Below are 21,087 nucleotides of genomic sequence, written 5' to 3'. Positions count from 1 at the left end.
CCACAGGGCTCACTAACGCTCGTCGGATTTCGGTCCGTTTTCCTGCGAGCGTAGGCGGTCGATCAGTTCACGAGCTTCAGGTCGACACAGTTCACTAGTGGCAGCCATGAGCCTGGCCGAGGACACCCGGACATTCCGCAGGGCTCCGGCGTCATGGGAGATCTCCCGGGCGACGACCGCGGCGTCTTCGCGGTATCCGCGGTGAAGTCGCGCGGCAGCCCAGGCGCTGCGACGCCGGACCACTGGTCCCAGGCTGCGGTCGTGGGCCATATTCATCAATTCTGCCGCGCCTTCCCCAGGTTCGAACGACCCGATCGACTTCCAGATCGAGATCCGAACAACCTCACTTCCGGCCTTCGCGAGCCGACGCAGCAACGCCAACACATCACCACGAAGGTCTGGCCGACACAGACCCAGCTCCCGTGCTGCACTCTGCCTCGCGGAAACCGGAAGAGTCTCGTCCACCATGATCGCTTTCAATGCCTCGGCTCCCCATTCGCACCCTTGGACGCCGAACTCAGCCAGGTCGTGAGCTGCCCAGCAACGCACCATCGGGTGACAAGCGGCATCGGCCGCGATCGCACGCAGCAACGCAGCGCCGACGGAGCGATCTTCCGAGCTGTAGTGCGAGAGTTCGGTTGCCGCGTGCCTGCGGACGAGTAAAGGTACGCGCTGGTCGTCGCGGATTGACCGCAGTGCGTCCAGACGCCTCAATCCAATTAGGACGCGGAGACGGAGCCGACGCGCTATCCGTTCGTCGCCGAGGAGGTCCGCCATCTGGGTCTGGATCTCCTCGGGTATCTCCGACGTCAGTTCGGCAATGCTGAGCCCAGCCAACGCCCGTTCTCGTCCGGGACGACCGGAATCAAACAACACGGTTCGAGCGTCAGCCAGGACACGCCTGCGCCAACGTGGCGTTAACGTGGCCAGTTCCTTGCGAATACGACTGATAGCAACGCCACCGCGACTCATATTTTCCAGGAGTTCCACAGCTCTCGTCTCGTGCGCCGGCGACAGCCTGCTCAACGCCATGATCGCGTCTATGCGCTCCGCCGGAGTCGGTTCAGGCCCAGCTAGGCGGTCGATGAGTTCTCGCTCGGCATCCACCGCCAGTCTGGAGTCTTCCCACACGGCCACAACGTCAGGCCAGTTGGCCGGCGAAACGAGACGATCTAGCACCATGGCTCGTCCGACTGCTCGGCGCTCCTTGCCCAGCAGGCTTCGCAGCAAACCCGCACGAACTACGCCACTGGCAGCTGCTGGGTCATGTGCTAATGCAAGCCGGAGCCTGGCGATCGTGCGGTCCTGATTGTGGAAATAAGCGAGCATCCCCAAAGCCCTGCCACGTTCCCACGGCGTCGATTCCTGCGAAGCAGCGAACCCCAGCAAGGTCCGGCGAGCCTGTTCGCCACCCGATTGCTCGATCGCTGCGAGTTCGTATGCAGCGTCACTACGCCGACTGATCGAGGTCCGTTCATCCAACATCATCGCTTGAAGCAGTTCGACGGACCCGGATGCAGTGCTCGGGTCTGCAGTGGCCAGCCTTCTCAACGCGCTAGTTCTGCAGTAGCTGTCGAAGAACGGATCATTGGCCTGCGACTGAAGTTCCGCGATCGCCTCACACCTGAGCGCTGGCCTCATCTCCGCCAAAAGCACGGCTGCCTGTTGACGGAACCGGTAAGGCGTATCACGATCCGCCATCATCGCGTGAATCTCGTCAGCCAGGTCGACACCGACGGCGGCGATGTCTTTGACATAGCTCTCCCACTCTGCGACGGTTAGTTTCGATAACAACCGAACGCCGACGCCGACGACTTCATCTGACGTCGCGGACGTGTTCCTTGCCAACAGAACAACTGCATTGCAACGCGACACGGCGTCCACTGAATAGTCATCAGCCATTTTCCGCAATGAACCGATTACTTCATCATTCCAAAGAGAATCCAAATCCCCCAAAGCCCCCGCCGCGACACACACCAGACTGGGACGACTATCTTCGGAAACTGCAAGATTCCGGAACACGTCGGCGACCACCTGGCGATTCTTGACTCCGGCGTAACTCATGTGGCGACCGGCGACTTTAATTTCGAATTCACGTGCAACACCGTCACGGATCAATCGAGCGAACCCCCTGGCAGCCACAGCATGATGCCGATAGTGCAGCTTTGAGAGACTGACAGCTGCATCATTCCTTTGACGACCACTGACTTCAGCATCAGATACCAGCTTCTCCAGCGCATCGACCAATTCGTCCGATTGCAGGACGTCACCACCATGGACGATAAAATGATCGACCCAGCCCTCTGTTTCTCTGCCGTTTACGAGGTCGAGAATTTCCGCTGATGCACGCTTTTCCATCTCGGGGTTCAACTGGCTCAACTGGCGCCATGCTTCGACTCGGGTGCTCGGCGAGGTCGACGCCCTAGTGAAACGAATCAGCCACTCGGCCGCTTCGGCGTGAAACTCTGGGCCGAGGCGAAGCAGCTCTGCAGCAGCCGAGCAACGGTTCCCCGCCGACAATTCCGGATCTTTCATTGCAAACCGGAGCTGGTCGACAGCAAGCTCCCTATGCGGTTCTCCCAGCTTTGCGAGCTGCGCCATGGCATTGATGCGCGTAGCGTCATATCCCAGTGGATGGTTGACCGCGCGACCGAGGGCAGACGCGGCATCCGGCCAGTGGTCAGGCCCCAGATCGACCAACCGCCAACCTGCTGCGAACAGATCACTCTCACCAGCGACAGGATCCGAGAGTACTGCACGGACGAGACTTACCGCTGGCCCATGGAATTCAGGTCCACAGCCAGCGAGCACAGAGGCGGCGTACGCTGGTTCGCCGTTGGCAGCTGGTCCGGTCGCCAACTCAAGGACAAGCTCACCGGCTCCGACTCGGTATTGTGGCCCGAGTTGCATCAAAACGCGAGCAGCCTGGAACCGATCACTATAGTGCAGGAAAAAATCGGCGATTCGCAGTTCCAGCTCAGCGGCAGCCTCAGCAAGGCGCTCCGGACCAAGCGACGCCAAGCCGCGTGCCGCCTCTTCCACCCCGGACGACGCCCACGAACGGCGTCGCAGGACCATCCGGAACACCGAGGCGCAGCGCTCGTGGAACTCGACGTCGATCTCGAGCAGGCTCACCGCAGCGGCTACGAGATCGGGATCCGTCGCCCTCGGATCGTCCAGCACTGTGATCAGCGCCGCTATTCCGCGAACTCGCGCTTCGGCCCCCAGCCCGGCGAGGACGACGGCGGCATCGCCGCATTGCGCGACCGTGGCCTCCGGGCTGTCCAGAACGGATTCCAACCCGAAGATCGCCGCGCTCCGCTCGTCGTCACCGCACTGGGAGAGCGCCTCTGCGGCGTCGAGCCGAGCTTGCACCTCGATCGTCGCGTCGTGAACGACAGTCCGGAGCGTCTCGACGGCCTCCGCGCGGGATTCGTTGCCGAGGCGAGTTGCCAGCGCGACGGCCGCCTCGACGCGGGAGGGCCACGGAATCGCGCCATCCCGCATGAGCCCCTGCAGCCAACCCACCAGACCAGGGTGGTGCGCGGCCCGGCTGACCTCGGCCAGGATCTCGCCGCCCGGATACTGCGTCGTAGCGGCCCAGGCGCGTGCTGTGGCCAGAAACGCGTCCACGTCCCCCTTGCTCGCCGGTAGGTGCCAGGCCAGCAAGCGGGCGGCGAGCAGGTGCTGCTGAGGCCCGCCGTCGTGGAGGAACCTCGTCAAACAGTCCGCCTCCGCCGGGTGCAACCGGGTGTAGTGCAGCAACACGCGCCGGGCGTAGCGGCCGCGTTCCTCGGGCTCGGCCGCGTGCAGCAGTTCGACGAACTCGCGGTGCGACGGGTCGAAGGTCTCCGGGAGCTGCCGGGCCTTCGCCGTCGCCGCGAGGTGCTCCGCGAAGCTGTGGTGCAGGAAGCCGAGGTCGTCGCTGCGGCGGAGGAACGGGCCGATGCCGGCCAGCTGGGTGATGAGCTGGTCACGCCAGTCCGCCTCGGCGCCCAGCTCGGGCAGGTGCGCGGTCACCCATCGACAGGCAGCCGTGATCAAGGACGTGTCCTCTTCGAGCCGCACGCGACCGAGGTGCTCGATCAGCCGGCCGCGGCATTCGTCGAAAGGACTGGCCGGCGTGGGGTGAGCGGACCGCAGGAAATCCAGGTAGGTCTCGTAGAGCTCGTACTGGTTGTCGGGCAACGGCCGGTCGGCGTACTCGTCGAAGATGATCGCCGCGATAGTGGCCAGCAACGGCACCCGGACCAGCTCGTCCAGGTGCGCGTCGCGAACCTGGCGGATGAACTTCTTCGCTTCGTCCGGGCTGTCCGAAAACCAATTCTCGGCGAAGAGCCGGAACGCTGCTTCGTCGAAGGGCAGCAGTTCGTAACGGGCCGCGCCGATGCGTTGGAGCGGAGCCAGGGTGGCTCCTTCGATCGGCCGGGTGGTGAGGATGACGCGGTACGCGGCAGCGGCGTCCGAGGCCCGGACAGCGAGCACCGTGACCAGCCGGTCCCGAACGGCGGTGTCGGCCACCTCGTCGAGCCCGTCGACGAGCAACAGCCAGCGGCAGCCGGCGACCCGGCCGACCAGGTCGTCCGCGCCGATCGGCTGATCGAGCATCGCCCCGTACTCGCCGCGGACCGTGTCGGCCAGCGCTTCGAAGAACGGCAGGTCGAGCCGCGCGGCGAGTTCGCGTGCGGTCAACCGGAGGGGAACCACGGGCTCGCTCAGCGGCGGAGCGCCGTCGCTCTCCTGCCAATGGCGAGCGACGTCGGCTGCCAGCTGCAGCGAGAGGGTGGACTTCCCCTGGCCCGGCCCGCCGGTGACCAGCATGTGCTCGCCGCCGTCGAGCGCTTCGGTGAGGGTTCTCGACGGCGGCCGCACGGTCAGGCGCGCCACCGGTGGGTGCGGGACGTCGATCAGCCGGCCCTTGCTGTCGAGTACCGGGAGTGGTCGCGCCTGGTCGGATGGCTGGAGCTCGGACCCCGTAGTCACGTCCTGGCGCACGTACACGGTCGACAGCGAGGGACGCCGAGCACCCCGCAGGCGGTACGGCATGATCTCCGCGTTCTCGATCTGTGCCCGCAACAGCGAAACGATCTTCCCCGGCAACGAAGGCAGGTCATCCCACCCCGCGGGCGGGTCCACCACAGCCCGCGGCACCGCCCGAGGCACCCCGACGTACATGTCCCCGTGCACCGACCCCACCTGGACCGCCTGGCCGGTGACCTCGCCCGCGATCACGTTGGCCGGCTCTTCCTCTGCCACGCAGCCTCCTCCTGCCGGGCCGGGATCCTCCCACGCGGGACCGCTCCTGCGGCGTATTCTGCGGGACCGGTGGATCGGGTGGCCGTGTGGAAAGCGGAAAGCTCACCCGCTCGGCCGAACCACACTCGGTGATGACGGACAGGGGAGGACCGCATGACGGCCGATGTCGAGTTGCCGCCTTATCGGGCTTTGCTGGTGGTGGACACCAAGGCGTTCGGGAGCAATTCCGATGCCGATCAAGGGGTGCTCGCCGCGATGATTCCGGATGTGCTCGCCCAGGCTTTCGAACGGGCCGGGCTCGACGAGGTCTGGAAGACCGCGCTTTTCCCGCACGGGACCGGGGACGGGTACGGGATCGGGTTCGAGCCGCGGTTTCTGCCCGCCGTCGTGTCGCGGCTCTTCGACGCGCTCGAAAGCGTGCTCGCCGAGCGGGATGTCCGGCTTCGGGCCACCAGCCGGTACCTGCGGATGCGGATGCGGGCCAGCCTGAACGTCGGGCCGATCCGCGAGGCCGACGGCGAAAGCTCCGCGGTCGCCATCGGGGCCGCCGTGATCACCACGCACCGGTTGCTCGATTCCGCGCCGGTGCGGGAGGTACTCACCGCGTCCGATCCCGATCAGACGTTCCTCGCCGTCGTGCTTTCGCAGCGGATCTTCGACGACGTGCTCGCCAGCGGCTACGCGCAGCTGCCGAAATCGCGCGTCATCCCGGCTGACGTCGAAGTGAAGGAATACCGCGGCACGGTCTACCTCTACGTGCCGAATCCGAGTGGCGACCTCCTGAAGAACGGCGTCGGGAAGGAATACGAAAAGAAGCTGGCCGCCACCGAAGAGGCACGCGCCGAAGTGACCTCGAACGTGATCGAAGAGATGCACGGCGGCACCGCCATCCAGATCGGCCGCGTGCACGGGAACGTGCACCACGGCGGAAGCTAACGCAGGGGGGCGAGGGCGGCCGCCAGCGCGTTCTGCTGCAACCGCGCCGGGTAACCGCCCGGGTCGGCCGCCGCCAGGACGTTCAGGCCCTCCACCAACGCCACCAGGCTCTTCGTCGTCAGCTCGAGCCGCTCCTCCGTCCACTCCGGACGGCACGACGCCACCAACCGGCCGACCCTCGCGAGGAACGAACGGTTCGCCGCGCGGTGTCGCTCCGCCAGGTCGTCGTCCGCCAGTGCCGCCGCCAGGAAGCCCACCCACACGCGGGATTCGTCGTGGTGGCCGTGCGGGAGGTCGACCGCCTGGCCGAGGACCGCTTCCAGCGCCCCGAACGCGTCAAGACTCGCCGTCTCCGCCGCGTCGGCGCGGACGGCTGTGCGTTCGTAGAGCAGGTCTCGCGCGTGTAGAAGCAACGCCTTCTTGGTCGGGAACGCGTGCATGACCAGGCCCGTCGTGCAGCCGGCGCGCTCGGCGACCGCGCGCAGCGTCAGACCGGGGAGGCCGTTCTCGGCGAGCACCCGCCACGTCGCGCCGGACAGGAGTTCGCGCTGGGCCTCGACGTCACGCTGCTTCGGCAAGTCCGCCTCCTTCCCGGGAAGCGTAACAGATGCTACGGTAACAAGCGTTACGAAACGGGGGTACGACCTGATGCTCGACTGCACGTTCGCCATCGACCCGGTGACCTGGGACAACGTCGACGCCGTCCGCCTGCGTGCCGCCCAGCGCACCGAGCTGGACGCCCGCTACGGCACCGACGACCACGAGCCCGGCGCGCTCCCGACCGCCGAAACCATGGCCGTGTTCCTCGTCGCGCGCGACGCCTCCGGAACGGCGCTCGGGTGCGGCGGGCTGCGGCTGCTCGGGCCGGGGTCCGGCGAGGTCAAGCGCATGTACGTCGACCCGGCGGCCCGCGGCACCGGCGTCGCGACCGCCCTGCTGCGCGCGCTCGAAAACCACGCGCGGGAGCTCGGCATCGCCCGGCTGCTGCTGGAGACCGGCACCGGGCAGCCCGACGCCATCCGCTTCTACCAGCGCGAAGGCTACGAACCGATCGAGGCCTACGGGCCCTACGTCGGCGAGCCGCTCTCGCGGTGTTTCGCGCGCGACCTGTGATCGGTTTTCCGATGGGCGGCCCACGTCGAGCTATTGGTGGCCGGGGGTGCGCCGCCCCTACCGTCGAAGGCACGGAGATCCCGACCACGACGGAGTTCCCTTGCGCATCAAGCAGATCGGCGTCGCGCTGACCGCGGCCGCCACCCTCGTCCTCCCCGCCGCGCCCGCCCAGGCGGCCACGCGGATCGTCCCGCTCGACCTCGCCGCCGGGCAGCAGCCGGAAAACATCGCGCTCGAACCCGACGGCTCCGCGGACCTCACCTTCGCCTACACCGGCGAAATCGGCCGCGTCACGCCCGGCGGACGGGTCAGCGTCATCGCCCGCTTCCCCGTGCCCGACGACGGCGACATCCCCGTCGTGCACCGGAAACTGTTCCTCGGGGGCATCGTGCGGTCCCCCGGCGGCGACCTGTACGTCGCCGTTTCCACCGGCACGGCGGCGACCGGCCTCTACCGCGTGCGCCCCGGCGCTACCCCGGTCAAGGTGGCTTCCCTGCCCCCGTCCGGGTTCCAGAACGGCGTCGCGCGCGATCCCGCCGGCGGTGACCTGTTCGTCGCCGACTCGTTCGGCTCGGTCGTCCGGCGCGTCTCGCCACGCACCGGGCAGGTCACCGACTGGGCCACCGGCGACCTGCTCGCCCCGGTGAGCGGCTTCGGCGCCAACGGCGTGAAAGTCCACGACGGCGCGGTCTGGGTGTCCAACCTGGACCGCGGCACGCTCGTGCGGTTCCCGCTGAACGGGGCACCGGGCCGGGTCGCCGTCACCGGACTCGGACCGGTCGACGACTTCGCCTTCCGCGGCGCCACCGTCGTCGCGGCGATCAACCAGGAAAACCGGGTCGTCGTGGCCGGCCGCGACGGCGTCCGCACCATCCTGTCCACTTCGGACGGTCTGGCCAACCCCACCGCGATCGCCGTGCGCGGCGGCGAACTGTACGTCACGGACAGTGCGTACTTCGGCGGCACGCCGAACCTCCTGCGGGTGCGCTGAAAGGTCCATTCGGCACGTGCATCCGCACGCGAGTCGTGCACGGGATGTCAAGATCCGCCGATCCGGTTGCCGTGCAGCGCGTTCCGCCGGTAAGTTGGCGACGCGCTGCACGGCGGAAACGGGGAGGTGACCGCCGGAGGAAGCGCTTTCCGGACGGTAGGGGTCACCGCCGGAGTGCAGGAGGGAAGTAGTGCCTTGGTGTTGCGGGGAACGGTCATGGCCGAACGCGTGACCGATCCGTACCTGGTCGATCTCGAAGCCATCGCGGGCGAGCTGCAGCGCGGCAAGTGGTGCGTCTACCTGCACGAATGGCTCGGCGACGACCACGACCTCCCCGGTTGGCGCGCCCAGGTGGCCGCCGAGGCCGAGCGGTCCGGCGTCGAGGTGTGCTTCGTCGAAATCCCGCGCAAGGACATGACGCTGGTGGCCAACGTCCGCGCGCTGCCCAGCTTCGAGCAGGTCACCGAGTCCGTGGCGGCGCTGGAACACTACCGGGGGCTGGCCGCCGGCCGCGGGTGGCGGGGCGCGGCCACCCGCCGGCAGGCGCCCCGGAGCTGACCGGCCGCGTGCTGCTGCGCGGCCAGGAAGTGCGTGGTCTCGATCGTGGCCTCGTAAAGCGCGCGGTAGTGCCGGTAGAACTCCTCGTACCGCGCGCCGGCCCCCGGATCCGGCACGACCGTCTCGGCGATCGGGTTCACGCGGGCGAAATCCAGCTCGACGCCGGTGGCCTCGGCCGCCAGCACCGCGTCGCCCAACGCGGCCCCGATCGTCTCGGCCGGGATCTGCTGCGGCAGCCCGGTGACGTCGGAGACGATGCGCGTCCACAGCCCGCCCGTGGTCCCGCCGCCGACCGCGACCAGCCGCCCGGCCGCACCGCCCGCGACGGCCATCGCTTCCAGGTTGTGGCGCACGCCGTACGCCGTGCCTTCGAGGGCCGCGCGGTAGATCTCCGCGCGGCCGTGCCCGGTCGTCAGCCCGGCCAGCACCCCGCGCGCGGCCGGGTCGAACAACGGCGTCCGCTCCCCCGCGAAGTAGGGAAGCAGCAGGAGCCCGCGGCTGCCCGCCGGCACCGAAGCGGCCTCGGCCGTCAGCTCCGCGTACGAACCGCCGACCAGGTCCCGCAGCCAGCCGGTGACCGCGCCGGACGTCGCCATGCCCGCGGCGAGCGTGAAACTGCCCGGGTCGACGCCGCGGGTGCTCCACAAACCGGGGTGCGGGCGCGGTTCGGCGAGCACCTGGACCAGGAAGAGCGTGCTGCCGTACATGATCATGACGTCACCCGGCTCGCGGACGCCGGCGCTGACCGCCTCGGCCCACGCGTCGACCGTCCCGGCCGTCACCGGCAACCCCGCGGGCAGCCCGGTCGCCGCGGCCGCGGCCAGGGTGACCTCGCCCGCGATCTCCGTCGGCCACCGCAGTTCCGGCAGCGGCAGCCCGGGTGCGACGCGCTCGGCCCAGTCCGCCGCCCAGCCGCCGGCGGCGAGGTCGTACATCGGCGTGCACTGGCTGGCCGAGTGGTGGTCCAGGACGTACCGGCCGGTCAGCCGGTGCACCAGGAACGAGCTCGCCATCAGGAGTTTCTCCGTGCGCGCGTAGACGTCCGGCTCGTGCCGCGCCAGCCAGCGCAGCTTCGGCCCCACCGCCTGGCTGGTCAACGGCGAACCGCCGCGCGCCAGGATCGCGTCCGCACCCAGTTCTTCGTTCAGTGCCGCGATTTCCTCGCCGGCGCGGGTGTCGACGCCGTAGAGGATCGCCGGCCGCACCGGCTCGCCCGCCGCGGACGCCGGGAGCAGGCACGGCCCGATGCCGCTCACCCCTAGTCCGGCCAGCGGCCGCCCGCCGGCGGCGCGCAGCAGCTCCGCGACGATCGCGGTGAAGTCCGCCCACCAGACGGTTTCGGCGTCGTGCTCGAACCAGCCGGGGCGCGGCGTCGACACGGCGTGCTCGCGGACGGCCCGGGCGAGCACCGCGCCACCGGGGTCCAGCAGTACGCCTTTCGAGCCCGCCGTGCCGATGTCGACGCCGAGCAGCAGTCCCGTCACCGGCGCCACGCTATGGTGTGCCGGAAACCCCGTCAAACGACGAGCGGATGAGGACGCGGTGGCGACGATCTCGGACGTGGCGGCGCTGGCCGGGGTCTCGACCGCGACCGTGTCGCGGGCGCTCAACGGCAAGTCCACTGTGGACCCGGTGCTCGCCGGACGCGTGGCGTGGGCGGTGGCGCAGCTCGGCTACACGCCGAACGGACTGGCCCGCGGCCTGCGCCGCCGCGAGACCGCGGTGCTGGCACTGATCATCTCCGACGTCGAAAACCCGTTCTTCACGGCGATCGCGCGCGGGGCCGAAGACACCGCGCAGGCCGCCGGGTTTTCGGTGATGCTCTGCAACTCCGACGAAAACGTCGCGAAGGAACGTCGCTACGTCGAAGTCGCGGCGCAGGAACGGCTCGCGGGCGTGATCCTGTCGCCGACGACACCCGACAGCGACGTCGGGCCACTGCGCACGCACCGGACGCCGATCGTGACGGTCGACCGGCGACTCGCTTCGGCCGACTGCGACGCGGTCCTCGTCAATTCCCGCGAGTCGGCCGCCGAAGCCGTGCGGCACCTGACCGGCCGGGGCTACCGGCGGATCGGCTGCGTCGCCGGCCCGCCCGGCATCACCACCGCGGACGCGCGGCTCGCGGGCTACCGCGACGGGCTCCGCGCGGCCCGCCGCGAATACTCGGCGAACCTGGTGCACCGCTGCGGATTCCGCGAAGCCGGCGGCCGGGAAGCCGCGACCCGGTTGCTGACGGCACCCGAGCCGCCGGACGCGCTCCTCGTCTCCGGCAGCCCGATGACGGTCGGCGTGCTGCAGGTGCTGGCGGAACTGGGCCTGCGCCCGGGCCGCGACGTCGGGATCGTCTCGTTCGACGAAGTGCCGTGGGCCACGCTGATCACGCCGTCGCTGACGGTCGTCGCCCAACCGGCCTACGCGATGGGACAACGGGCGGCCCGGCTGCTCCTCGACCGCATCGCCGACGGCGGCGCCCGCCCGGCGACCACGACGACGCTGGCGGCACAGCTGATCGTCCGCGGCAGCTCGGCCCGCTTGATCTGTCCACAATAGACACCAAGGGCCGGTTCACCTGGGAAGCTGGCGCGATCACCGGATCGGTGATTTCCTGGAGCCGAGCAAACACTGTCGGTGAGGGGAAGGGCTGGCAATGTCGGGGGTAGTGAAGCGGCTGCTGACGGCCGCGGCGGCAACGGCGGTACTGGGGAGCCTGTTCGCGGCGCCCGCTTCGGCGGCGGAATCCGTGGCCTGGAAGCCGTGCGCGGACGCGCCGGACGTCGACTGCGGCACGGTCACCGTGCCGATCGACTGGGGGCACCCGGACCGCGGCACCACGAGCATCGCGCTCGCGCGGCGCAAGGCCACGGATCCGCAGGCCCGGATCGGCTCGATCCTGATGGACCCGGGCGGTCCCGGCGGCGCGGGTGCGGGTGAGGTCAAGGCCGGCTGGACCCTGTCGGCCGAGATCACCAAGCGGTTCGACACCGTCGGGTTCGACCCGCGCGGCGTCGGCGACAGCACGCAGATCAAGTGCGGGCTCGACGAGATCATCGCCGACCACCCGGAGGTACCGGCGAACCAGGCGGAGTTCGAGCAGCTCGCGCAGTACAACCGGAAGCTCGGCGAAAGCTGCGGCCGGCTCACCGGGCCGCTGGCGCGGTTCGGCGACACCAAGAGCGTCGCGCGGGACATGGACGCCATCCGCGCCGCGCTCGGCGAGCGGAAGCTGACGTACTACGGCGTTTCGTACGGCACGCTGATGGGCCAGCAGTACGCGGAACTGTTCCCGGACAAGGTCCGCGCGCTCGTCCTCGACAGCAACATGGACCACTCGCAGTACACCGCGTGGGACTTCCTGAACAGCGAAACGCAGTCCGTGCAAGCGGAGTTCGGCGAGTTCGCCGCCTGGTGCGCCCGGACGGCGAGCTGCGCGCTGCACGGCCAGAACGTTTCGCAGGTGACCAAGGACCTGCAGGACAAGGCCGCGCGCGGCGAGCTGAAGGACCCGCGGAGCGAGGAGCCGGTCACCCCGCTGGACCTCGCGGCGATCGTCCAGGGCAGCTTCTACGGCCCCAGCTGGGATCGGCTCGCGACCGTGCTCAAGTCGTTCAAGGACGGCACCCCGCCGGCCGCGTCGGCGCGGCTGCGTGACGACGTCCCGATCAACAACGTCTTCCAGAGCGTGTTCTGCGACGACTGGCGCCTGCCGGTGCACAACTTCGCCGAACTCGAGACCTACCGCCGGGCCGCCGCGGCGCTCGCACCCGACGTCAAGGTCAACTCGCTGGGCTGGACCGCCGTCACCGGCTGCATCGGCTGGCCGGAGCGGGCGAGCAACCCGCAGCACCCGCTGCAGGTCCACGGCGCGCCGCCGCTGCTGATGGTCAGCAGCCGCCACGACCCGGCGACGCCGTACGCGTGGTCGCAGACCGCCGCCCGGCAGAGCGGCAGCACACTGCTCACCTACGACGGCTGGGGCCACGGCGCGTACTTCAAGAACAGCCAGTGCGTCACCAAGGCCACCGACGACTACCTGATCACCGGCAAGCTGCCGGCCAAGGGCACGCACTGCGCCGCGGTCGAGCCGGGTACGCCCGAGGCTCGGGTCGCCGGGCCGAGGGCGCCGTCGACGATCGCCTTCTGACGCCTACCGGTGCGTGGCCGGAACCGGCGGAATCGGTTCCGGCCACGCACCGGTGCGCGGAAGGAGCCCGAAGACGCTGTGCCGTCGAGTACCAATCCCGACGGCAGTCACGGCGGAACCTGGTGCGTCGTGCAGATCGGCTGCGGACCGTGTCCGCCTGCTTTCGGCCGGATTGGTACTTCGTCGATTCTTCGCCGTCACGGCGGCGGTCCTGGCGGCGAGCACGCTGCTCACGGCCCCGGCGGAGGCCCGGTCCCACGGTGGGTACCTCGCCCTGGGTGATTCGGTCGCGTTCGGTTACCGGCCCGACGCCGGCGCGGACTACCTCGACGCGGCCAACTTCCGCGGCTACGCGGAGAAGTACGCGGCCGCGCGCGGGCTGAAGCTCGCCAACGCGTCCTGCCCGGGTGAGACGACGGGGAGCATGCTGGACGTCGCCGCGCCGAGCAACGGCTGCGAGAACGCCTACCGCCTGGCCTTTCCCTTGCACGTCGCCTATCCCGGCAGCCAGATCGGCTACGCCGTGCAGTACCTGAAGACGCACCGGGACACCCGGCTCGTCACGCTGACCGTCGGCGCCAACGACCTGTTCCGCTGCCGCGACACCACGCCCGACCACTGCACCGGCGCCACGTTCGACGCCGCGCTCAAGCAGGTCGGGGCGAACCTCGCGACCATCCTCGGCGCGGTGCGCGCGCAGTACCGCGGCGAGCTCGTGCTCGTGTCGTACTACTCGCTCGACTACCGCGATCCGGCGCAGGTCGCGCAGGTGAAGGCGATCAACGCGACGCTGGCCCAGGTGACCCGGCACCACCGCGGCATCGTCGCCGACGGGTTCACCACGTTCCGGCTGGCTTCCCTGCGCGCCGGTGGCGACCCGTGCGCCGCGGGGTTGCTCGTGAAGCTGCCGTCCGGCGGGTGCGACGTCCACCCGAGCGCGGCGGGCCACCGCGCCCTCGCCGCGGCGCTGGCCGTGGCGGTCGCGTTCGGGTAGGTCAGCCCCGGCGGAAACCGCGGCGCAGCACCTGCCACCAGCCACCGCTCTTCACCGCGGGGAGGTCCGCGGCCGCGCCGGTGCGGCGGCGCATCCGGTACGCCAGTTCCAGCACCTCGAGGTCCTCCGGGCGGCGCCTGCCGTGGACGTCCGAGCGGAGCATCAGCTCGCCCACCGAGACGGGTCTGCCACTGCCGCGGTGCGCCGTGCGCGCCATCAGGAACCTCCGCTTGACTGCTGCCGAACGAGCGCCCTGATTCTATGAATTTGATTCGGGTTCGTCACCTTACTGGTGAGTTGTGTCCGGTGGACTAGCCTGATTCCATGATCACCACCGGGGGACTCACCGAAAGCGACCGCGCGACCTGGGAAAACCTGTTCGCCGGCTACAACACGTTCTACGGCAGGACACTTCCGGCCGAGCGGGTGGACCGGGCGTGGCGCGAGTTCGCGACCGGCGAGCGCATGCACGCCCTCGGCGCGCGGCTCGACGGCGAACTCGTCGGCATCGTCCACTTCTTCGCCCACGTCAGCACCACTTCGGACGACGTCTGCTACCTGCAGGACCTGTTCACCGACACGAAAGCCCGCGGGCATGGCGTCGGCCGGGCGCTCATCGAAGCCGTCGCCGGCTGGGCACGGGCGAAGGGGTGCGTCCGCGTCTACTGGCACACGCAGACGTCGAACACGACCGCCCGGCGGCTCTATGACCAGGTCGCCGTCGACAAGGGATTCATGCAGTACCAGATCCCGCTGGACGCCTAGCGCCGGTGCCGGCCACCGCACTCGTGGTGCCCGCCGCCGCGGTGGCGTCCGGCGTGGATCGCTTGCCGCTCCGGAGCCGGGGCCCGGCCGCGCGACCAGACCGGCACGTCCGGGATTTCGTGCCGCACCGGCGCGGCGTGCCGCGGTTTCGGTTTCGCCTTCTCGACGATCTTGACCGCACGGGCGAGGGTTCCGCGGTGTCCCGGCGAAATTCCGGAATCCGGGTTCGCCGAAGCCGCCTCCGGGGAAGTCGCGGCGGGATTCGCGGGTGAAACCACGGATTCCGCACCCGGCCGCGCGGCCGGCACCACGACGTCGGCGGGCAACGGGATCAGCGCGATCGGCGGGGGTTCGAGGCCCACCGGGGGCCAGGACGCGCCCGCGCCCCGCTGCACCGGCATCGACACCGCCGCGCCGACCCCGCCGGTCAGCGCCAGCGCCCCGGCGACCACCGAGAACACCCGCAGCCGGGCGAGCGAACGCAAGACCTGCGGTTTCTCCCGGTGCCGGGCCCGCGCCCCGTCGGGTTGCTCGCGCGGCGCGGTGGTCCGGACCAGCAGCTCGGCGACGGTGACGTGCTCCCGTCGCGGCGCCCTACGTGCCATTGAACCCTCCACCTCGGGCCGACCGGACCGCGGCGGCGCGTCCGGTCGGGCCCGATCATAGGAATGGTCAACCGCCGTGTAAAGGCTTGCTCACCCTGGGTTTCAGGCGAACCGGCCGCCACCGTCCACATGCAGCACCGTGCCCGTGACGAACGGGTTCAGGAGCAAGTGGAGGGTCGCCGCCGACACGTCTTCGACGGTGCCCACCCGGCGTGCCGGGTTCGCTTCCGCCGTCCGCCGGAACAACGCGTCCTTCGCGTCCCCGAGGCGATCCCACGCGCCCGAGTCCACGATGCCCGGCGAGACGGCGTTGACCCGGATCGGCGCCAGGTCGACCGCGAGCGCGGCCGCGAGGAAGGCCACCGCGCCGTTCGTCGTGGCCATGACGGTCCGTTCCGGCGCCGGCCGCCAGGCGGCGACGCCGGAGAACAGCACCGCGGCTCCGCCCTCGCGGAACCGCGGGGCGAAGTGCTTGGCCAGCAGCAGCGGCCCGACCACCTTCGCGTCGAACGCCCGGGTGACGGCGTCCCGCTCCAGCGTCGTGACCGGGCCGTTCGCCGGCGCCGACGCGAGCGCGACCAGGTAGTCGACTTCGCCGGCCTCTTCGGCAAGCGCTTTCAGCGACGATTCTTCGGTCAGGTCCGCGAATGCGGTGCGCACCCCGGATTCGGCGAACCGCGCCGGGTTCCGCCCGGCGACCGTGACTTCGGCACCCGCGTCGCGCGCGTCCACCGCGATCCGCCGGGCGATTCCCGAACCGCCACCGACGACCACCAGGCGCTTTCCTTCGAACGACATTTCCGTGCTCCTTCCGTCTCGCACACGTCGTTCAGCGCTCACGGCCCCACGGACAATCCCGTCTTGATCTCGATGTTTTCGAGGGTTGCGATAAAATCTGCGAATGCCTACGTTGCGCGCGCTGGAGTGCCTGGTCGCCGTCCTGGACGCGGGGTCGATCACCGAAGCGGCCGCGCGGCTGCACCTCTCGCAACCCGCGCTGTCCCACCAGATCGGCGCGCTCGAACGCGAACTGGGCGCGCCGGTGCTCGAACGGCTGCCGCGCGGGGTGCGGCCGACCGCCACCGGGCGGGCGGTCCTGGCCGACGCGCGAGCGGCGCTCGCCGCCGCCGAACGGGTGGTCCGGACCGGGCGCGCGGTGGCCGCCGGCGGCGCGGGCACCCTGCGGATCGCGTGCGCGGAGAGCATGACCGCCGGTCTGCTCGCCCCGGTGCTGCGGGCCTGGCACCGCCACCGCCCGGACGTGCTGATCACGTTGACCGAAACGATGAGCGCGGACGCACTGGTCAGGGCGCTGGAATCGGGCGAAGCGGACGTCGCCGCCGGGCCGCGGCCGAGCCGCTGGACCGGGCCGGTCGAGGTGGTCGGGCGCGAGGAGGTCGTCGTGGCGCTGGCCGCGGACCACCCGCTCGCCGCGCGAACGGCGCTCGCGATGACCGACCTCGCCGGGCTGCCGGTGGTGCACTACCACCCGGACAACGGACTCGGCGGCTGGCTCGACGAGGAAGCGGCGCGCCGCGGCGCCGTGCTGGAGGCGGTGATGCGGACGAAGCAAGCGGCCACGGCGGCTCAGCTCGCGGCGGCGGGGCTCGGTCTGGCCCTGGTCCCGACGACCGCGCTCTCCCGGACCTTCGCCGGTGCGCTGCGACGGCTGAAGCCGGCGCTGCACCGCGAAGTCGTGGTGTTCGCCGCGACGCCTTCGGATTCGCTCGTCCGGCGGTTTTCCTCGGACGTGGCACAGCGCGGGATCACCGTGCCCGGCGCACTGCTCGGCAAACTGTCCTCGGCGACCCGTTAAGTCCTGGTGAATGTGACAGATTCCCTACTAAGGTTTTGTGCCATCAGGACGAACTTCTCCGCGACGGCCGGATTTCGCTGTGCCATTCGCCAAAGTTCGCTCCCATCGGATAGCTTGCTCCTACCGGTCAGTACCGGTGGGTGGGGCCGATCGGGTGAGGCGATCAGCGAAGATCGAGGGAAGCGGGGACGACCATGCCGAAGCACCGGCCACGTCGCAAGAGCTCGCGGGCGGTACGCCGCACCGCGGCCGCGCTCGCGGGCGGCGCGCTCGTCGTGCTGCCGACGCTGACCACCGGCCTGCCCGCGCCCGTCGTGGTCGCCGACGCCGGCAACGCCCTGCCGGACCAGGCCGCGCCGCTGCAGCAGCCCACCATCGTCATGCCGCCGATCGCCGTCGACGGCAGCCTGCCCCAGCCCCCGCTGCCCACGCCGCTGGTCGTGCCCGGCGGGCGCGCCGGCTCCGCGGGCATCTCCGGGCCGCTCGGCATCCCGGGCAGCATGCTCAAGGCGTACCAGAACGCCGCCGACATCCTGGCCAAGGAGCAGCCGAACTGCCACCTGGACTGGGCGCTGATCGCGAGCATCGGCCGGATCGAGTCGAACCACGCCCGCGGCGGGTACGTCAACGCCAAGGGCGACACCCTCGAACCGATCCTCGGCCCGGTGCTCAACGGTGCCGGCGCGTTCGCCGCGATCCCGGACACCGACGGCGGCAAGTACGACGGCGACGCCGTGTGGGACCGCGCGGTCGGCCCGACGCAGTTCATCCCGTCGACGTGGCGCGGCTACGCCTCCGACGGCAACGGCGACGGCGTTTCGAACCCGAACAACGTCTACGACGAGGCCTTGGCCACCGCGCGCTACCTGTGCTCGGGCGGGCTGGACCTCTCGACCGACGCGGGGCAGCGCATCGCCGTGCGCCGCTACAACAACTCGCAGTCCTATGTGGACACGGTGATGGCGTGTGCGTCGGCCTACCGCGGCGGGGTGGCCCAGCTGCCCGACAGCCAGGTGCCGATCGGCGCGCCCGACGCCCCGGACGCCGCCGCGGCCGGTGCCCCGGTCGGGGTCCCGGCCCCGCCCGCGCCGCCGGTGACCGCCCAGCCGCCGGGCTCGCTGCCGGGCACGTCGACGCCGCCGGGCAGCACCACGCCGACGTCGCCGACCAGCCCGACCAGCCCGACCACCAAGCCGACGACCCCGACCACGGACCCGTCGACGCCGCCGCCGTCCACCAGCACGCCGCCGCCGTCGACGACGGCCGCCACCACCCCGCCGCCGGAGACGCCTTCGAGCACCAACCCGGCCGACGCTCCGGCGACCCCGACCGAAACCACCTCGACCACCCCGGCCGGGTGAGCCCGGTGGAACCGTTCCTGGTGCACATCCGCTGCGACACCGACGGTTACACCCACGCCGTCACCGAAGACGAGTTCGCGACGGGACGGCACGACGGGCGGTTCCGGGCGGTGTGCGGGCACCTGGTGCTGGCGGCGCCGATGATCGAGGCACCCGGCCGGTTCGACCCGGTCTGCCGCGACCTGCTGCGCGGCGGCTCGGCGGTCGAAGTGCCCCGCCAGGAGCGACGCCGGCTGCGGTGGCGCAGCCGGCGCTAGCCGACCAGCGCCTCGATGCCGTCGAGCATGCGGTTCAGGCCGAACTCGTACGCCTTTTCGCCCTGCGCTTCGGCGCTCTGGTCGAAGCCGCCGCCGAGCCAGATCCGGTTCATCGCCGGGTGCGCGTCGACCACGAAGTAGTCCTCCCAGAAGGAAGACCGCTGGTGCCACCAGGCTTCGGTCGACTGGCCGGTGCTGCGTTCGAGGCTGGTGTTCTCCGCGCCGAGCGCGGCGTTCGCGTCGACGTACGTGCCGATCGCGTTGGCCGCGGCGACCGCCTGCCGCGGCGCCAGCCCCAGTGCGTCCACAATGGACAGCAGGTACTCCTGCCCGGCCAGCTGCCCGGGCCCCAGCGGCGGCCGGACCCGCGAAACCTCGCACAGCCACGGGTGGGCGCGGTAAGCCGCCCTGGTCCGTTCGGCGTAGAGCGCCACCTGTTCGCGCCAGTCCCCGGACCGCGGTTCGCCCGGGCCCGGCAGCCGGCGCTCGACGAGCACGTCGTCGACCATCAGGTCCACCAGCTCGGCTTTGCCGGGCACGTAGGTGTAGAGCGTCATCGTGCCGGCGCCGAGCTCCTTCGCGACCCGGTGCATCGACGCGGCGGCCAGCCCGTCGGCGTCCGCGACCCCGATCGCGGCGGCGACGATCCGCTCGACCGTCAGCGTCGGCTTGCGGCCCCTGGTCGGTTCGGAAGTGCCACCGCGGGCGCGCCAGAGCAGCGCGAGCGTGCGGTCGACGGCATCGGCGCCACTGCGTTCGACGGTCATGCGGTCCCCTCGCTCCTTCCCCGGAGATTACCCTGGACGGCGGACGAGGGGGGTGCGGCGATGACCCGGCGCAAGCCGACGAAAGTCTCTTTCCGCTGGTGGGTCGACCGGCAGATCGCCGAAGCCCGCGACCGCGGCGAGTTCGACGACCTCCCGGGCACCGGCCGCCCGCTGCCGAAACCGACCGGCAACGACGCGGCGACCGACTGGGTGCTGCGCGAGGTCCGCAGGGGCGGTCACGACACGAAGGCGTTGCTGCCGCCGGCGCTGGCGCTCAAACGCGAAGTCCAGGACCTGCCGGAGACGCTCGCCGCCGAGCGCACCGAAGCACGCGTGCGGGAGGTCGTGACCGACCTCAACGAGCGGATCCGGCAGGCCTACCTCAACCACCACACGGGACCCCCGCTGACGGTGGCGCTGGTGGACGTCGAGGAAGCGGTCCGGGACTGGCGCCGCTCACGAACCGCGTCGTAGCAGCGCACGCTCGGCCGCGGTCCACGCCGTCGTCGTGAGCAGGTAGAGGCCCGCCGCCTGGGGCAGGACCAGGGTTGCGAGCACCGTTCCGTACGGCAGCAGGCGCAGGAGCTTGCCGCCCGGGACGCCCGGGACGTCCGGTGTCTCGGAGCGGTGGCGGTCCTGCCAGCGGACCGAACACCACGCCACGACCGCCAGCCCCGCCGCGATGACGAACACCAGCGGGCTGCCGGCCAGGCCGTGCGCGCCCAGCGGCGTCCCGAACAGTGTCGCGCCGAGCAGGGAATTGGGCTCGCCGCCGATCGCCGGGGTGGTGAAGAGCCGGTACATGACCGTGAAGAACGGCAGCTGCAGCAGCATCGGCAGGCAGCCGACGAACAACGACGTCCCGGACTCCTGCTGCAGCTTCGTCATCTCCGCGGCCAGCTTGTCGCGGTCGCCGCCGTGTTTCTCCTTCAGAGCCCGCAGCTCCGGCAGCAGAGTGGCCCGGGCGCGCTCGCCGCGGGCAGCCGAACGGGCGAGCGGGTGCAGCAGGAGCCGCACGGCGAGGGTGAACACGACGATGGCCAGCGCCGTCGAAAGCGGGCCGGTGAGGGCGTGGATCAGGTGGTACGCGCCGGAAACGGGCACGTCGAGAAAGCCGAACATGGGCAGCACTCCGCGTGAGTGAAAGGAATGGGGACAGGCGGAATGGCTGCGTGCCGAACCTACGCAGCCGTGCTGCGGTGCCCGGGCGCTCGTGGCCTGCTGCGGCCGGCTCTTCCCGGATCGCGGAGGCGGATCGACTCGGCGCGGCGGGCCCGGCGGCGCAACGCCGTGACGCGGCTGCGCACCGGCGCCGACCACAGCGCGACTTCGCTGCGGTGCGTGCTGCCGGCCAGCAGCACGACCAGGAGGCTCGCGGCGGCGAGGGAGGCGAAGGCGACCAGCGCGGTCGGGCCGGTCAAGGCGGGGAACGCCAGCTCGAGCAGCGTGTTCACGGCCGTCCCCCTTCCTCTGCCTCCCAGGGTAGCGAAAACGCTAACAGCCCGATGGGCTGTAACCTGGTTC

Annotated in this window: 21 protein-coding genes; 12 read left to right on the top strand and 9 right to left on the bottom strand. The window is 70.5% G+C overall.

Annotated elements, in window-relative coordinates:
- Nucleotides 1-12 precede the first annotated feature (12 nt).
- Nucleotides 13-5,256, bottom strand: a complete 5,244-nt coding sequence (locus tag AB0B33_RS02200) for a hypothetical protein (protein ID WP_360765711.1) — start codon at nucleotides 5,254-5,256, stop codon at nucleotides 13-15.
- A 153-nt stretch (nucleotides 5,257-5,409) separates the two neighbouring features.
- Between AB0B33_RS02200 and AB0B33_RS02195 the strand changes: the two genes are divergently transcribed.
- Nucleotides 5,410-6,192 (top strand): hypothetical protein, encoded by a 783-nt coding sequence (locus AB0B33_RS02195; protein ID WP_360765708.1) that lies wholly within the window; start codon nucleotides 5,410-5,412, stop codon nucleotides 6,190-6,192.
- On the opposite strand, the gene AB0B33_RS02190 is transcribed toward AB0B33_RS02195, so the two are convergent.
- Nucleotides 6,189-6,770 (bottom strand): TetR/AcrR family transcriptional regulator, encoded by a 582-nt coding sequence (locus AB0B33_RS02190; RefSeq protein ID WP_360765705.1) that lies wholly within the window; start codon nucleotides 6,768-6,770, stop codon nucleotides 6,189-6,191. The two genes, AB0B33_RS02195 and AB0B33_RS02190, sit on opposite strands and share 4 nt — an antisense overlap.
- Before the next feature lie 70 nt (nucleotides 6,771-6,840).
- Here AB0B33_RS02190 and AB0B33_RS02185 point away from each other — a divergent pair, with 70 nt between their 5' ends.
- The 3 genes from AB0B33_RS02185 (at nucleotide 6,841) to AB0B33_RS02175 (ending at nucleotide 8,854) form a co-directional block, all read left to right on the top strand.
- The gene (locus AB0B33_RS02185) at nucleotides 6,841-7,305 is read left to right on the top strand and encodes a GNAT family N-acetyltransferase (RefSeq protein WP_360765703.1); all 465 of its coding nucleotides are present in this window, start codon (nucleotides 6,841-6,843) and stop codon (nucleotides 7,303-7,305) included.
- A gap of 100 nt (nucleotides 7,306-7,405) precedes the next feature.
- Nucleotides 7,406-8,296 carry a hypothetical protein gene (locus AB0B33_RS02180; protein ID WP_360765701.1) on the top strand — a complete coding sequence of 297 codons (891 nt, stop codon included), beginning with the start codon at nucleotides 7,406-7,408 and terminating at the stop codon, nucleotides 8,294-8,296.
- Between the two features lie 216 nt (nucleotides 8,297-8,512).
- Nucleotides 8,513-8,854, top strand: a complete 342-nt coding sequence (locus AB0B33_RS02175) for a hypothetical protein (protein ID WP_247019335.1) — start codon at nucleotides 8,513-8,515, stop codon at nucleotides 8,852-8,854.
- Here the strand turns inward: AB0B33_RS02175 and AB0B33_RS02170 are convergent.
- Nucleotides 8,785-10,338: an FGGY family carbohydrate kinase gene (locus AB0B33_RS02170; protein WP_360765698.1), complete on the bottom strand. Its 1,554-nt coding sequence runs from the start codon at nucleotides 10,336-10,338 to the stop codon at nucleotides 8,785-8,787. The genes AB0B33_RS02175 and AB0B33_RS02170 overlap by 70 nt on opposite strands.
- Before the next feature lie 58 nt (nucleotides 10,339-10,396).
- Between AB0B33_RS02170 and AB0B33_RS02165 the strand changes: the two genes are divergently transcribed.
- The 3 genes from AB0B33_RS02165 to AB0B33_RS02155 all read left to right on the top strand — a co-directional run bounded on the left by AB0B33_RS02165 (nucleotide 10,397) and on the right by AB0B33_RS02155 (nucleotide 13,992).
- Nucleotides 10,397-11,407, top strand: a complete 1,011-nt coding sequence (locus AB0B33_RS02165; RefSeq protein ID WP_360765695.1) for a LacI family DNA-binding transcriptional regulator — start codon at nucleotides 10,397-10,399, stop codon at nucleotides 11,405-11,407.
- A 97-nt stretch (nucleotides 11,408-11,504) separates the two neighbouring features.
- A complete protein-coding gene (locus tag AB0B33_RS02160) occupies nucleotides 11,505-12,998 on the top strand; it encodes an alpha/beta hydrolase (protein ID WP_360765692.1) in 1,494 nt (497 codons plus the stop codon).
- 172 nt (nucleotides 12,999-13,170) lie between these two features.
- Nucleotides 13,171-13,992, top strand: a complete 822-nt coding sequence (locus AB0B33_RS02155) for an SGNH/GDSL hydrolase family protein (RefSeq protein WP_360765689.1) — start codon at nucleotides 13,171-13,173, stop codon at nucleotides 13,990-13,992.
- 1 nt (nucleotide 13,993) lies between these two features.
- On the opposite strand, the gene AB0B33_RS02150 is transcribed toward AB0B33_RS02155, so the two are convergent.
- The gene (locus AB0B33_RS02150) at nucleotides 13,994-14,209 is read right to left on the bottom strand and encodes a hypothetical protein (RefSeq protein ID WP_247019330.1); all 216 of its coding nucleotides are present in this window, start codon (nucleotides 14,207-14,209) and stop codon (nucleotides 13,994-13,996) included.
- A 107-nt stretch (nucleotides 14,210-14,316) separates the two neighbouring features.
- Here AB0B33_RS02150 and AB0B33_RS02145 point away from each other — a divergent pair, with 107 nt between their 5' ends.
- On the top strand, nucleotides 14,317-14,757 hold the full coding sequence (locus tag AB0B33_RS02145) for a GNAT family N-acetyltransferase (protein ID WP_360765686.1): 441 nt from the start codon (nucleotides 14,317-14,319) through the stop codon (nucleotides 14,755-14,757).
- On the opposite strand, the gene AB0B33_RS02140 is transcribed toward AB0B33_RS02145, so the two are convergent.
- Together AB0B33_RS02140 and AB0B33_RS02135 are read right to left on the bottom strand one after the other, a co-directional pair.
- Entirely contained in the window at nucleotides 14,754-15,362 is a 609-nt protein-coding gene (locus AB0B33_RS02140) for a hypothetical protein (RefSeq protein ID WP_360765683.1), read from the bottom strand. The two genes, AB0B33_RS02145 and AB0B33_RS02140, sit on opposite strands and share 4 nt — an antisense overlap.
- Nucleotides 15,363-15,464: 102 nt before the next feature.
- Entirely contained in the window at nucleotides 15,465-16,160 is a 696-nt protein-coding gene (locus AB0B33_RS02135) for an SDR family oxidoreductase (protein ID WP_360765681.1), read from the bottom strand.
- A gap of 103 nt (nucleotides 16,161-16,263) precedes the next feature.
- Between AB0B33_RS02135 and AB0B33_RS02130 the strand changes: the two genes are divergently transcribed.
- The 3 genes from AB0B33_RS02130 to AB0B33_RS02120 all read left to right on the top strand — a co-directional run bounded on the left by AB0B33_RS02130 (nucleotide 16,264) and on the right by AB0B33_RS02120 (nucleotide 18,796).
- A complete protein-coding gene (locus tag AB0B33_RS02130) occupies nucleotides 16,264-17,178 on the top strand; it encodes a LysR family transcriptional regulator (protein WP_360765678.1) in 915 nt (304 codons plus the stop codon).
- A gap of 194 nt (nucleotides 17,179-17,372) precedes the next feature.
- Nucleotides 17,373-18,539 carry a lytic murein transglycosylase gene (locus tag AB0B33_RS02125; RefSeq protein ID WP_360765675.1) on the top strand — a complete coding sequence of 389 codons (1,167 nt, stop codon included), beginning with the start codon at nucleotides 17,373-17,375 and terminating at the stop codon, nucleotides 18,537-18,539.
- A gap of 5 nt (nucleotides 18,540-18,544) precedes the next feature.
- The gene (locus AB0B33_RS02120; RefSeq protein WP_247019319.1) at nucleotides 18,545-18,796 is read left to right on the top strand and encodes a hypothetical protein; all 252 of its coding nucleotides are present in this window, start codon (nucleotides 18,545-18,547) and stop codon (nucleotides 18,794-18,796) included.
- Here the strand turns inward: AB0B33_RS02120 and AB0B33_RS02115 are convergent.
- On the bottom strand, nucleotides 18,793-19,563 hold the full coding sequence (locus AB0B33_RS02115) for a TetR/AcrR family transcriptional regulator (protein WP_247019317.1): 771 nt from the start codon (nucleotides 19,561-19,563) through the stop codon (nucleotides 18,793-18,795). The two genes, AB0B33_RS02120 and AB0B33_RS02115, sit on opposite strands and share 4 nt — an antisense overlap.
- Nucleotides 19,564-19,623: 60 nt before the next feature.
- Between AB0B33_RS02115 and AB0B33_RS02110 the strand changes: the two genes are divergently transcribed.
- Nucleotides 19,624-20,037, top strand: a complete 414-nt coding sequence (locus AB0B33_RS02110; RefSeq protein ID WP_360765670.1) for a DUF1992 domain-containing protein — start codon at nucleotides 19,624-19,626, stop codon at nucleotides 20,035-20,037.
- On the opposite strand, the gene yidC is transcribed toward AB0B33_RS02110, so the two are convergent.
- Together yidC and AB0B33_RS02100 are read right to left on the bottom strand one after the other, a co-directional pair.
- Nucleotides 20,020-20,685 (bottom strand): membrane protein insertase YidC, encoded by a 666-nt coding sequence (yidC, locus tag AB0B33_RS02105; RefSeq protein ID WP_360765667.1) that lies wholly within the window; start codon nucleotides 20,683-20,685, stop codon nucleotides 20,020-20,022. The genes AB0B33_RS02110 and yidC overlap by 18 nt on opposite strands.
- 59 nt (nucleotides 20,686-20,744) lie before the next feature.
- Entirely contained in the window at nucleotides 20,745-21,017 is a 273-nt protein-coding gene (locus AB0B33_RS02100) for a DUF6412 domain-containing protein (protein WP_360765665.1), read from the bottom strand.
- Between the last annotated feature and the right edge of the window lie 70 nt (nucleotides 21,018-21,087).

The sequence above is a fragment of the Amycolatopsis sp. NPDC049159 genome, from assembly GCF_040648295.1.
Lineage (GTDB): Bacteria > Actinomycetota > Actinomycetes > Mycobacteriales > Pseudonocardiaceae > Amycolatopsis > Amycolatopsis pretoriensis_A.
Note: the sequence above shows the minus strand (reverse complement) of the source record. Positions and strands in the feature narration are given on the sequence as shown.

Excerpts from the sequence above, each read along its gene's own strand:
- AB0B33_RS02135 (WP_360765681.1), bottom strand. The coding sequence starts at position 16,160 with ATGTCGTTCGAAGGAAAGCGCCTGGTGGTCGTCGGTGGCGGTTCGGGA.
- AB0B33_RS02130 (WP_360765678.1), top strand. The coding sequence starts at position 16,264 with ATGCCTACGTTGCGCGCGCTGGAGTGCCTGGTCGCCGTCCTGGACGCG.
- AB0B33_RS02160 (WP_360765692.1), top strand. The coding sequence starts at position 11,505 with ATGTCGGGGGTAGTGAAGCGGCTGCTGACGGCCGCGGCGGCAACGGCG.
- AB0B33_RS02185 (WP_360765703.1), top strand. The coding sequence starts at position 6,841 with ATGCTCGACTGCACGTTCGCCATCGACCCGGTGACCTGGGACAACGTC.
- AB0B33_RS02115 (WP_247019317.1), bottom strand. The coding sequence starts at position 19,563 with ATGACCGTCGAACGCAGTGGCGCCGATGCCGTCGACCGCACGCTCGCG.
- AB0B33_RS02145 (WP_360765686.1), top strand. The coding sequence starts at position 14,317 with ATGATCACCACCGGGGGACTCACCGAAAGCGACCGCGCGACCTGGGAA.
- yidC (WP_360765667.1), bottom strand. The coding sequence starts at position 20,685 with ATGTTCGGCTTTCTCGACGTGCCCGTTTCCGGCGCGTACCACCTGATC.
- AB0B33_RS02175 (WP_247019335.1), top strand. The coding sequence starts at position 8,513 with ATGGCCGAACGCGTGACCGATCCGTACCTGGTCGATCTCGAAGCCATC.
- AB0B33_RS02150 (WP_247019330.1), bottom strand. The coding sequence starts at position 14,209 with ATGGCGCGCACGGCGCACCGCGGCAGTGGCAGACCCGTCTCGGTGGGC.
- AB0B33_RS02195 (WP_360765708.1), top strand. The coding sequence starts at position 5,410 with ATGACGGCCGATGTCGAGTTGCCGCCTTATCGGGCTTTGCTGGTGGTG.
- AB0B33_RS02140 (WP_360765683.1), bottom strand. The coding sequence starts at position 15,362 with ATGGCACGTAGGGCGCCGCGACGGGAGCACGTCACCGTCGCCGAGCTG.
- AB0B33_RS02110 (WP_360765670.1), top strand. The coding sequence starts at position 19,624 with ATGACCCGGCGCAAGCCGACGAAAGTCTCTTTCCGCTGGTGGGTCGAC.
- AB0B33_RS02125 (WP_360765675.1), top strand. The coding sequence starts at position 17,373 with ATGCCGAAGCACCGGCCACGTCGCAAGAGCTCGCGGGCGGTACGCCGC.